Annotated in this window: 10 protein-coding genes; 9 read left to right on the top strand and 1 reads right to left on the bottom strand. The window is 33.1% G+C overall.

Annotated elements, in window-relative coordinates; genetic code table 11:
• Positions 1 to 65 precede the first annotated feature (65 nt).
• The 6 genes from AAYQ05_RS06900 to AAYQ05_RS06875 all read left to right on the top strand — a co-directional run bounded on the left by AAYQ05_RS06900 (position 66) and on the right by AAYQ05_RS06875 (position 6,630).
• A complete protein-coding gene (locus tag AAYQ05_RS06900) occupies positions 66 to 302 on the top strand; it encodes a DUF3820 family protein (RefSeq protein ID WP_343542153.1) in 237 nt (78 codons plus the stop codon).
• Between the two features lie 239 nt (positions 303 to 541).
• Entirely contained in the window at positions 542 to 1,234 is a 693-nt protein-coding gene (locus tag AAYQ05_RS06895; RefSeq protein ID WP_343542152.1) for a tetratricopeptide repeat protein, read from the top strand.
• Between the two features lie 321 nt (positions 1,235 to 1,555).
• Complete coding sequence (pyrG, locus tag AAYQ05_RS06890; RefSeq protein ID WP_177210271.1) at positions 1,556 to 3,169, top strand: CTP synthase; 1,614 nt, start codon at positions 1,556 to 1,558, stop codon at positions 3,167 to 3,169.
• 80 nt (positions 3,170 to 3,249) lie between these two features.
• A complete protein-coding gene (yidC, locus tag AAYQ05_RS06885; RefSeq protein WP_177210270.1) occupies positions 3,250 to 5,163 on the top strand; it encodes a membrane protein insertase YidC in 1,914 nt (637 codons plus the stop codon).
• A gap of 94 nt (positions 5,164 to 5,257) precedes the next feature.
• Positions 5,258 to 5,983 (top strand): toxin-antitoxin system YwqK family antitoxin, encoded by a 726-nt coding sequence (locus AAYQ05_RS06880; protein WP_343542150.1) that lies wholly within the window; start codon positions 5,258 to 5,260, stop codon positions 5,981 to 5,983.
• A gap of 89 nt (positions 5,984 to 6,072) precedes the next feature.
• Positions 6,073 to 6,630 (top strand): DUF4956 domain-containing protein, encoded by a 558-nt coding sequence (locus AAYQ05_RS06875; protein ID WP_343542148.1) that lies wholly within the window; start codon positions 6,073 to 6,075, stop codon positions 6,628 to 6,630.
• On the opposite strand, the gene AAYQ05_RS06870 is transcribed toward AAYQ05_RS06875, so the two are convergent.
• A complete protein-coding gene (locus AAYQ05_RS06870) occupies positions 6,627 to 8,504 on the bottom strand; it encodes a PEP/pyruvate-binding domain-containing protein (protein WP_343542146.1) in 1,878 nt (625 codons plus the stop codon). The two genes, AAYQ05_RS06875 and AAYQ05_RS06870, sit on opposite strands and share 4 nt — an antisense overlap.
• A 142-nt stretch (positions 8,505 to 8,646) precedes the next feature.
• Here AAYQ05_RS06870 and mnmA point away from each other — a divergent pair, with 142 nt between their 5' ends.
• From mnmA to AAYQ05_RS06855, 3 genes are read left to right on the top strand one after another with little or no spacing between them, the layout of a single operon-like run.
• Complete coding sequence (gene mnmA / locus AAYQ05_RS06865) at positions 8,647 to 9,834, top strand: tRNA 2-thiouridine(34) synthase MnmA (RefSeq protein ID WP_445709710.1); 1,188 nt, start codon at positions 8,647 to 8,649, stop codon at positions 9,832 to 9,834.
• 44 nt (positions 9,835 to 9,878) lie between these two features.
• Positions 9,879 to 11,486, top strand: a complete 1,608-nt coding sequence (locus AAYQ05_RS06860; RefSeq protein ID WP_343542145.1) for a S8 family serine peptidase — start codon at positions 9,879 to 9,881, stop codon at positions 11,484 to 11,486.
• 5 nt (positions 11,487 to 11,491) lie between these two features.
• Complete coding sequence (locus tag AAYQ05_RS06855; protein ID WP_343542144.1) at positions 11,492 to 12,436, top strand: NAD(P)H-dependent flavin oxidoreductase; 945 nt, start codon at positions 11,492 to 11,494, stop codon at positions 12,434 to 12,436.
• Positions 12,437 to 12,446 lie beyond the last annotated feature (10 nt).

The following is a 12,446-nucleotide window of genomic DNA, read 5'->3' as shown; positions in this document are numbered from 1 at the left end:
TTGCAACTAATTGAAGCAAGAAGAAGGCATTGGTCTTTCTTCTTGCTTCTTTCTTCTTAGAAACCATGGATCAAGACAAAAAACAACTCATAAAATTAGCTCACACCAAAATGCCTTTCGGGAAATATGAAGGAAGATACTTAATTGATTTGCCGGAGTATTATGTGGTTTGGTATTATAATAAAGGATTCCCAAAAGGAGAATTAGGCCAGCAATTACAGCTTATTTATGAATTAAAATTAAATGGGTTAGAAGAATTGATCCGTAATATTAAGAAGCAATATCCAAATCTTGTAAAATAGTAAGAAAAATCTTTGGTAGTTTGATTTTTTTTATATAAGTTTGAAATACAAAATATTATAATTTCCAAAAACAAAGTGATACCACAGAATTCCAGCTTGAATTCATAAATGTGTACAAGTCAGTGTTTTTTAAATTATAATATTTTTTTTATGCCTAAACTTTTCTCTATATCCCTTTTGTATATTGTAAATAGTAATGTTTTTAATGATTCTTTATAATCTGTTTATTTGTTTAGATTATGAGATTTAAGTTAAAAATTTTGTTCCTATGTTTTGCTCAAATATGTGTTTCACAAACGGTTAATATAAATCAATTATTTATTGATGGAGAAAAAGCTTATTCAGGAAGCGATTTTTTGTTGGCAAAAGAAATATACACAAAGATTACACTAGAAGACCCATCAAATAAAGATGGATGGTTTAATCTCGCTGCTTCAAAATTGAAGTTAGGGGAGAATGAAAATGCTTGTGAGGACTTCTATCAAGCTTATTTGCTTCGAGATATAGAAGCGCAAAAAATAATTCAAGAAACCTGTCCTAATTTTAGAAATGGCTTAATAATGTCTTTAAATGAAGTTGAAGAAAAGCCTAAGTTTTTATACGGTAAAAAAGAATATCTATTAGTAATTGGCAACGGTTTAAATCCTAAATATATTAGTCTTTTAAATACAAGATTTAAGTGGTCAGGAATTATGTCGAAATATAAGGGTAGTATTTCTATTTTATTTCAGATTAACAAATTGAATAAACTAGATGTAAAAATATTTAGAATTAGCGGAAGTCAGAAAGAAGCTGAAATTATAAAAAAAGAAATTTTATCAATTTTAGATGATTTGGTTGTGTACGTTTCGGCTAAAAATGGAGGTATAAACGTTGATTTGTGGGATAAATGGTTCTTGACATTTAATTTCTTTATGGTTCCTTCTAGATAAAATTTGTTACATGGTAATCTGCAATTAATTTTTACTGTATTTGATAATAAAAGGTGTTTAATCAATAATCTCAACTAATAATACAAAAAAGAAAGTCTTTGGTATATTTTTAATTTGCTAAGGTTCTGTATATTTAGTTGCGAATTTTTAGTCAAAATCCTAAAAAGCTTTCATTTTGTAAAGCCAGAACTTTAAACCTTTATCTAATTCGAAAGAACTCTAAAAATTTAAAAATTATCTCATTCTGGAATTGATAAATTGTCTAATTAAATTTGTACTTTTGCCAAGTTTTTTACACAACTACTTACAAACAACAACAGAATGAATCAAACAAAATATATTTTTGTTACAGGAGGTGTGACCTCTTCATTAGGAAAAGGGATTATCGCGGCATCTTTGGCAAAATTGTTACAAGGAAGAGGATACCGTACAACTATTCAGAAATTTGATCCATACATTAACGTTGATCCAGGAACTTTAAATCCTTATGAGCACGGAGAATGTTACGTGACAGATGATGGAGCTGAAACTGACTTAGACTTAGGGCACTATGAGCGTTTCTTAAACGTTCCTACTTCTCAGGCTAATAATGTTACTACAGGAAGAGTTTATCTTTCGGTTATTGAAAAAGAAAGAAGAGGAGAATTTTTAGGAAAAACGGTTCAAGTTGTTCCTCATATCACAAACGAAATCAAAGACAGAATGCAATTGCTAGGTAAATCTGGCGACTATGATATTGTAATTACTGAAATTGGTGGTACTGTTGGTGATATTGAATCTCTACCTTATATAGAATCTGTTCGTCAATTGGTTTGGGAGTTGGGTGAAAATAACGGAATCGTAATTCATTTAACATTAGTTCCATATTTGGCAGCGGCAGGAGAGTTGAAAACGAAACCAACTCAGCACTCTGTTAAAACTTTAATGGAGAGTGGTATTAAAGCAGATATTTTGGTTTGTAGAACAGAGCACGAATTGTCTCAGGAATTACGCCAGAAATTAGCTTTATTCTGTAATGTGAAGAAAGAAGCGGTTATTCAGTCAATCGATGCTTCTACTATATATGAAGTTCCAAACTTAATGCTTGAAGAAGGATTAGACGTGGTAGCTTTAAAGAAATTAGATTTGCCTAAAAAAGCATCTCCAGATCTTAAAAACTGGAATACTTTCTTAAAAAGATTAAAAAGCCCAAAACAAACGGTAAACATTGGTTTGGTTGGGAAATATGTAGAAATGCAGGATTGTTACAAATCTATTTTAGAGGCGTTCATTCATGCAGGAGCTGCAAACGAAACAAAAGTAAACGTAATTTCTATTCACTCAGAACATATCAATGCTGATAATGTGGAAGAGAAATTAGGTTCTCTAGACGGAGTTTTAGTTGCTCCAGGTTTTGGTGAAAGAGGTATTGAAGGAAAAATCGAAGCCGTTCGTTTTGTACGTGAAAACAACATTCCTTTCTTCGGAATCTGTTTAGGAATGCAAATGTCTGTTATCGAATATTCTAGAAATATTTTAGGTTATGCAGAAGCGAACTCTACAGAGATGAACGATAAAACGTCTCATCCAGTTGTGAGTTTGATGGAAGAACAGAAAAATGTAACCGATAAAGGAGGAACAATGCGTTTAGGTGCTTGGAAATGCGATATTAAACCAGACACTTTAGCATACAAAATTTACGGACAAAAAACTATTTCGGAGCGTCACCGCCACCGTTACGAGTATAACAATAAATATGCTGATGAATTACAGAAAGCTGGTTTAAAAGCTTCAGGAGTTAACCCTGATACAGGTTTAGTCGAAATCGTAGAGCTTGAAAATCACCCGTTCTTCATTGGTGTACAATACCACCCAGAATACAAAAGTACAGTTGCAAATCCGCACCCGATCTTTGTAAACTTTGTGGCTGCTGCGGTAAATGCGCATAAAAAATAATAATTATATTCTGAGAAGATGTAACATTTGAGTCAGACTCATTACTAATAACCTTCAACGAATAACTTTTTAAATTAATAATGGAAGAAAAAAAATTAGACTTTAATTCGATCATTGGTTTTGTATTGATCTTCGGAATTTTGATTTGGATTATGTATCAAAATCAGCCTTCTGAAAAAGAAATTGCTGCTGAAAAAGCCAAGAAAGAATTAGTTGCTAAACAAGAAGCACAAGCAAAAGCAGATAAAGCTAAAACTGCGTCATTACCAGCTGCAGCTGTAACTCCTGGTGATACGGTTCAATTGGCGCAATTGCAAAAAACTTTAGGAGGATTTGCTTATTCTGCAACACTTCCTTCTGCAAAAGAAGCTTTTACTACAATCGAAAACGAAAAATTAAGATTAAAGATTGCTAATAAAGGTGGTTATATTGTTGAAGCTACTTTAAAAGAATTCGAAAGATTAAAAAAAGGTTCTGGACAATTAGTTGAGTTAATCAAAAACAACAACTCAAACTTAAATTTACAGCTTCTTACTACAGATAATAGAACATTAAACTCTAAAGATTTGTATTTTGAACCAACTTTAGAAAAAATTGGAGCAGACCAAGTTTTGTCTATGCGTTTGAAAGCTGGAGCTAATGAATTTTTAGAATATAAATACATTCTTAAACCAAACGATTACTTAGTTGGTTTTGATATTCGTTCTCAAGGATTAAATAGAGTTTTAAATTCTGCAAAACCAATTGATTTGCAATGGGATTTAAAAACATACAGAAATGAGAAAAGTATTGCGTATGAAAATCGTTATGCACAAATTGATTTTAAATACGAAGAATCAAAATACAACAACGTAAGTTCGCACGGACAAGGGAAAGAAGAGACGCCTACAAAAGTGAGTTATGTTGCATTCAAACAACATTTCTTTACTACGATTTTATCTACAGACAAACCTTTTGAAACTTCAAAATTACAATCTGACGATTTAGTTAAAGACGAAAAAATCGATACTGTTTTCACTAAGCAGTTTAGAGCTAATTTGCCTTTAGCGTTTTCAAATGGAGAGATCGATTACAAAATGAATTTGTACATGGGTCCTGCAGATTACAAAACATTAAAAGCTTACGATAAAAATTTCGAAAAGATTATTCCATTAGGATGGGGAATCTTTGGATGGATCAACAAATGGATCTTTATTCCTTTATTTGGATTCTTAAGCTCAACAATTGGATTGTCATTAGGTATTGCGATCATTATTTTTACAATTATCATCAAATTGGCCATGTCGCCAATTACCTATAAGTCATTCTTGTCTCAGGCTAAAATGAAAGTTTTAAGACCTGATATTGCAGAGTTGGGAGAAAAATTCAAAAAAGACCCAATGAAGAAACAACAGGAAACAATGAAGTTGTACAACAAAGCAGGTGTAAACCCAATGGCAGGATGTATTCCGGCATTGATTCAGTTGCCATTTATGTACGCATCGTTCCAGTTTTTCCCTGCGGCGTTTGAATTAAGACAAAAAAGTTTCCTTTGGGCAGACGATTTATCTTCTTTTGACTCGGTTGTAAAATTACCATTCACTATTCCGATGTATGGAGATCACATCAGTTTGTTCCCAATCTTGGCGGCAATTGCAATTTTCTTCTACATGAAGATGACTTCAGGAGATCAGCAAATGGCAGCTCCTCAACAAGAAGGTATGCCAGATATGGCAAAAATGATGAAAATCATGATTTATGTTTCGCCATTAATGATGTTAATTTTCTTCAATAATTACGGTTCAGGATTATCTTTATACAACTTCATTTCGAACTTAATTACAATCGGAATTATGTTCGTAATTAAGAATTATATTGTAGATAGTGATAAAATTCACGCTCAGATTCAAGAAAATAAACAAAGAGAGCCTAAGAAGCCAAGTAAGTTCCAACAACGTCTTCAAGAAGTAATGGAGCAGCAGGAAGCCGCAAAAGCTCAGAATAAAAAGAAATAATTCTCAATAAAAAAATCTCGATTTATCGGGATTTTTTTATACCATTATACTTTATAAGTAAGATTTTCGTTAAGCTTAAAAATTAGAACTTATTATGATCTCAAAAAAAATCATATTTGGATTATTATTCCTGACAACATTAATGTCAAATGCCCAAACCGATATAAATAAAGTTGATGCATCTGGAAAAAAAGACGGACTTTGGAAAGGTACTTATGCGGAATCTAAACGCCCTCGCTACGAAGGAACTTTTGATCACGGAAAAGAAACAGGTGTTTTTAAATTTTTTGATGATACAAAAAAGGGAGACATTATAGCTACAAGAGATTTTAGCGCAAATGATGGAAGTTCATACACAATTTTTTATGATCAGAGCAAAAATAAAGTAAGCGAAGGAAAAGAAGTTGGAAAAGCAAGAGAGGGAGAGTGGAAATACTATCATAAAGCTTCTAAAGTTTTAATGACTGTGGAGAACTACAAAAATGGAAAATTAGAAGGCTTAAGAACGATTTATTATCCAAATGCTCAAATTGCAGAAGAGATGACGTATAAAAATGGTTTAAAGGAAGGACCATATAAAAAAATAGGTCAGGATGGAACGCTTTTGGAAGAATCGAACTTTATGAATAACGAATACAACGGAGAATCTGTTTTTTATGATTCAGATAAATCTATTGCTTCTAAAGGTAAATTTGTAAATGGTAAAAAAGCAGGAATCTGGCAGTTTTATCAAAAAGGGAAATTGGTTAAAGAAGTAAATATGAGTGATCCTAAAAACACAAATAAAGCCGCAGAAAAAGGTGCAGCGCCGAAAAAGTAGCAGTCTAAAAAGTTCAGAATTCATTCATTAAAAAATAAAATAGGTAAAGAATAAATTGTTTACATTTGAGTAACCAATTATTCTAACCAATGGATTTAAATGAACTTTTAGGACGATTTTTACTGTTGTTTTGCTCAATTTTAGTTCTGTATTTTTTTTCCAACAGAAAAGATAATGCTACCATAAATCCGTTGATGGTTATTGTTGGGCTTTGTACTTTTTCTCTTTGTTATCTTTTTACTAAAATCGAAATAGGAGTCGGAATCGGGTTTGGATTATTTGCGATTTTTTCGATACTCCGTTTTAGAACACAATCCTTTACCGTAAACGCAATCATCTTTCTTTTTGCAACAATTACCCTGTCTATTTTAGATATTATGTATCCGTTTGAAAAGATTGAATTGTTGCTCTTTTTTCAAATTATTATCATTGGATTTTATATAGCGGCTTCAATTATCGTAAATAAGAAAGCGTCAAAATATCTAAATTCAGTCGATGTGAAAATTCCGCTAGATGAAAATTTTTCATTGAACACTGAAATAATTCGAAAATCAATTCAGCAAAAAATTAAAATTGAAGACTTTGATTTTCGAATTGTATTAATAAACACAACAGCCAATGAAATTGACTTATTGGTATTCTATTAATCGTTGAAAGGACGAACTTGTTTGATGTATAAATCTCTTTTTTCACCCACAATTTTAAATTCAATATCTACCGGATGAAATTGGTTTTTGCGCCAATATCGATACATTTTGCTCTCAATTTTCTTGCTGACATCATAAAGGTTACTCATTTCTTTTCTGGTTAATAAAGGCTCGTTATTATTCAGATTTGAATTTGAAGTATAATCGATATCAAAATCGGTTTCGTCTTTTCCGTCATTAAAATGATAGGCCACAAATTGTTCGCAGATTTCTCCTTTTTCGGGTTTTACAACAGAGTTTTCTCCTTTTTGAACATTAACCGTAATTCCTGGAAAGTTCTCTCTAAATATATTTTTGGTTATAATAACACCATTTGCTAATTCGTCAGGAAATGAACGATGCACTAAAACGCCCATTGCAATATTCTGTTGGTCAATTCCAAAAAGTTCTCTTTCGTTATACGAAGCCTCGTTCCAGACACTTGCCCAAACTTGTTTGATTGCTTTTTCAAATGTTTTGATGGAATCGCCTAAAATTCCGGTTTTAGAATCGTATAGTCCAGCGCCATTAAAATCATCTAAATCTTCTGCATTTGTGGAGGAACGGAATCTAAAGTTTTTAAATTTTGCATTTTTAAAAGCGATGTTTAATTTCGAAATTAATTCGGGATCAATAGGTTCTTTTTTGATAGCGTCTCTAATTTTCTTAAGCTGTTTATTGATCCAAATTGTAGAATCTTTTTGAGGAAAAGCTAAAAGTTCTGCAATTAATGGAGAAATAGCAGGATTCTGAATATGTTTTGTATAATAGTAAAACGGAATAGCATGCGCATTTTCGGGTACTTTAAATGGAATTTCTTTTGAAATAGCTATTAAATACGCCATGTTTTGTGCTTTTGAACCAATATAATTAACTCCCTTTTTTGGAATTTCAGCCAAGTTCACTAATTCGGTAATGCTATTATCAATAATGAGCTTTTTCTTTTTTCCAGATGTTTTTACTGGAATCTTTTTGGTTGTTTCTTTGATGAAAAAAGTATCGACTTCGATTTTTAGTTCTACTTTTTTAGATAGCAGTTTTTTGATATTGTTGTCTTTTTCAATATCGGTATAAGCCATAATCGGAATCTTTCTGTTTTTTCCTAGAAGAACCAAATGGCTTAAAGGTGTTTGAAGTTCATTTACAATAATGCCTCGAACGTTTGGGAGAATATCTGGCGTTCCATCCAAAATAATGATTTCGTCAGAATTAGGCTTTGTGGATTCCAATTCCTTGATTTTGTATTTTCTTAGAATCCCAATATTAGTTCCTCGAACAACTTCTTGATATTTGATTTCACCAAAAATATAATCTGATTTTACGCAAGGAATTTTGAATTTCTGTTCTTGATACCATTGCATCATATCGGGATTGTTCAAATAAAATTTTAGTTTTTCGCCAATAAATGTTGAATTTTTAACCATACCAAAAAAACGTTCAATTAATGGAACTGGCATATGATCGGAGGCAGCAAGTTCAAAAATCCATTTATCCGTTCCTTTAATGTGGTTTAAGTTTCCGAGAAGAAAATCTCTGTTTTTTTCTGTATCGCTGTAATTTTCATTATTAAATATTTCAAGATCTTGGCTATAGCCCAAATAATTGACAACGAAATCATAATGAAGCAGAATAACACTGCTGTTGAAATAATACATTTTCTGTTTTCGCATATCATAAATCACTTTTACTGATTCAATATTTGAAAATTTATCAGACAAAGGTTTTCCTCTAAATGCCTTGTAAGCTTCATAATTTGACAGGGACGCGCTAAATCGCTGTGCACTTAAAGAAGTTAAGGCAAGAAAGAAAAACAGGCTGTAAATGTATTTTTTCATGTTTTAAAAATGTATGACTAAATGTACTTAAAAAAGTAATAAGTTTTATCTACTGCGGGATTGCTTAAACTAATGAAAACCATGGTGAAATTTTCTATTATTTGGTGTACCTTTGCAACCTTAAAAAATTAAACATTTCAAAATGAAACGAGTAGTTGTTGGACTTTCAGGTGGAGTAGATTCTAGTGTTGCAGCATATTTATTGCAGCAGCAGGGATACGAAGTTATTGGCCTTTTCATGAAGAACTGGCACGATGATTCGGTTACTATTTCTAACGAATGTCCTTGGCTGGAAGACAGTAACGATGCTTTGCTTGTTGCTGAAAAACTGGGCATACCGTTTCAAACTGTTGATTTAAGCGAAGAGTACAAAGAAAAAATCGTTGACTACATGTTTAACGAATATGAAAAAGGGAGAACTCCAAATCCTGATGTGCTTTGTAATCGCGAAATCAAATTTGATGTGTTTATGAAAATCGCTTTAAGCCTTGGTGCAGATTATGTGGCAACAGGACATTATTGTCAAAAAAGCGAAATTGAAGTAGACGGAAAAACAGTTTATCAATTAATTGCTGGAAATGATGTGAACAAAGATCAGTCATACTTTTTATGCCAGTTGTCTCAAGAGCAATTGTCAAAAGCTTTGTTTCCTATCGGAGCTTTAACAAAACCAGAAGTACGCGAAATTGCTGCCGAAATGGAATTGGTTACAGCTGAAAAGAAAGATTCTCAAGGTTTATGTTTTATTGGAAAAGTTCGTCTTCCAGAGTTTTTACAGCAAAAACTACAACCAAAAGAAGGTAAAATTGTTCAGATTGATAAAAATGATCCGATTTATACTGTTGAGAAATCGACTGAACTTTCTTTGGAGGAAAGACTAAAATTAGAGTCTCAAAAATTAGAATATCTTCCAACAATGGGTAAAGTGGTTGGAAAACACCAAGGTGCTCATTATTTTACAGTTGGACAAAGAAAAGGTCTAAATGTTGGTGGTACAACAGATCCTTTATTTGTAATTGCTACAGATGTTGAAACCAATACTATTTATACAGGTATGTCGAGTCAGCATCCAGGTTTGTTTAAAAAAGCGCTTTTTGTTGGAGAATCTGAAGTGCACTGGATTAGAGAAGACATGACTCTGAAAGCTGGTGAGAAAATGGAAGTGATGGCGAGAATTCGTTACCGTCAGCCTTTGCAAAAAGCTGTTTTATATCAGTTTGAAGACGGAATGTATGTGGAGTTTGAAGAACCGCAGTCTGCTATTACGGAAGGACAATTTGTTGCTTGGTATTTGGAAAATGAATTAGTTGGTTCGGGAGTAATTTCTTAGCTTTATACTTTATTTGGGAGTAAATCCCTTAAAGGTATAAATTGATGAGATGTAGCTTTACTTTTCTTTTATTACTTCTTTCGTTTACAGTATTTTCACAAGAAGATGCGTGGGTTTATTTTAATGGTAAACCTAATGCACAAGCTTTTTATGACAATCCGCTAAGCGAACTTTCACAAAGAGCCTTGGATCGAAGAACGAACCAGAATATTGCTTTAACTATTACTGATGCTCCTTTGGAAACCTCCTATGTAAATCAAATTGCTTCAAGCGCAGGAATTACTATAAAAGCGCAATCAAAATGGTTGAATGCACTTCATATTCAAGGAACTAAATCAAACATTAATGCTTTAAAATCACTGTCTTTTGTTTCTAGAGTAGAGTTTGCAGATAGAACTTTAAATACTACAGGAAAAAAAGTTCCCCAAACTTCGATAAGCCAAACCAATGAACAATTAAAAACTACAATTGACTATTCTTACGGAAATTCTGCGAATCAAATTCAGATGCTAAACGGACAAGTTCTCCATCAGCAGAATTATACAGGAGATGGAAAAATTATAGCAGTTATGGACGGCGGTTTTCCTGGTGTTAATACTGCGCAACCATTTGAAAATCTTAGGAATAATAATAAAATTCTAGGTGGTTACGATTATACTACCAGGAATAGCAATTTCTATACGGGCGATTCTCATGGAACTTCGGTACTTTCCACTATGGGCGGTTATAAAGCAAATTCTTTAGTTGGGACAGCTCCAAATGCATCTTATTACCTTTTTATTACAGAAATTCAAGCTCAAGAGATTCCATTGGAAGAGTCGCTGTGGGTAGAAGCTGCGGAAAAGGCTGATGCTCTAGGTGTTGATATAATTACTACTTCATTGGGTTATTTTTTGGATAGAGATGAAATTAGGTACAATCATACTTACAGCGATATGAACGGAATTACGACTTTTATTTCTCGTGGCGCGGAAATCGCTTTTAGTAAAGGAATTTTAGTGTTAGCTTCAGCGGGAAATGAAGGAACTCAAGTAGAAAAGCATATTGGCTCACCTGCAGATGCTCTTTCAGTTTTGGCAATCGGTTCTGTTAATGCTTCTAAAGTAAGAGCTAGTTCTAGTTCGATCGGACCAAGTTACGATGGAAGAATAAAACCCGATGTTATGGCACAAGGAGCATTGGCGGTAGTTTCTGACGCAAATGGAAATATTGTGACAGCAAGCGGAACGTCATTTTCTTGTCCGATAATGGCAGGAATGGCAGCTTCTTTATGGCAGGCGTTTCCATCAAAAACAAACAAAGAAATCAGACAGATGATTTTGAGTTCTGCTGATCGATATACAAATCCGGATAATAATTATGGATACGGAATTCCAAATTTTGGGGCAGCATTAAGTGTTGACAGTTTCATTGCGGAGGCTTCGTTTGCAGTTTATCCGAATCCAGCTAAAAATGAAGTTTCGTTTTCTTTTTTAAACGAAAACAATACTGCATCAATAACCATTTATTCTATCTTGGGGCAAAAATTAATAGAAGAAAAAATCAGTAATTCAAATCCAATTCTTTCTCTTCAATCGCTTCAAAGCGGATTGTATATCTATAGTTTTGATGCTGATAATCTGCATAAAACAGGAAAGATAATCAAGCAATAATTTTAATGAATAAAATCACCCAACTTTTCAATATAAAATATCCAATCATTCAAGGCGGAATGATCTGGAATAGTGGTTACAAATTGGCTTCGGCAGTAAGTAATGCTGGAGGTTTAGGGCTTATTGGTGCAGGTTCGATGTATCCAGAAGTTTTAAGAGAACACATCCAAAAATGTAAAAAAGCGACTGACAAACCTTTTGGAGTCAATATTCCGATGTTATATCCTAATATCGAAGAAATCATGAATATTGTGGTTGAAGAAGGTGTTAAAATCGTTTTTACTTCCGCTGGAAATCCTAAAACTTGGACTTCTTTTTTGAAAGAAAAAGGTATTACAGTTGTACATGTAGTAAGCAGCAGTGTTTTTGCTTTAAAAGCGCAAGATGCTGGTGTTGATGCCGTCGTGGCAGAAGGTTTTGAAGCAGGCGGACATAACGGACGTGAAGAAACCACTACTTTGACTTTGATTCCAATGGTGAAAGAAAAAATAAAAATTCCTTTAATTGCAGCGGGAGGAATTGCAACAGGAAGAGGAATGCTTGCGGCAATGGTTCTTGGAGCAGATGGTGTTCAGGTTGGAAGCCGTTTTGCAGCATCTATAGAATCTTCTTCGCACAATAATTTTAAAGAAACTATAGTTAGTACTATAGAAGGAGGTACACAATTGACTTTGAAAGAATTGGCGCCTGTTCGATTAATAAAAAATAAATTCTATCAGGATGTTCAGGATTTGTATCAAAAATGTCCATCCAAAGAAGAATTGGTTCAGCTTTTAGGAAGAGCTAGAGCCAAAAAAGGAATGTTTGAAGGAGATTTGGACGATGGAGAATTGGAAATTGGACAAGTTGCTGGTCTAATTCATGAAATCTTACCAGTTGAGCAAATTGTTCAACAAATGGTAGCCGAATTTGAAGTCGCATCCAAAGAAAAGAGTACTTTTGAGTTTTAATTACCTGCAA

Source organism: Flavobacterium movens, from assembly GCF_039581425.1.
GTDB lineage: Bacteria > Bacteroidota > Bacteroidia > Flavobacteriales > Flavobacteriaceae > Flavobacterium > Flavobacterium luteolum.
This window is presented reverse-complemented; position numbering and strand designations above follow the sequence as displayed.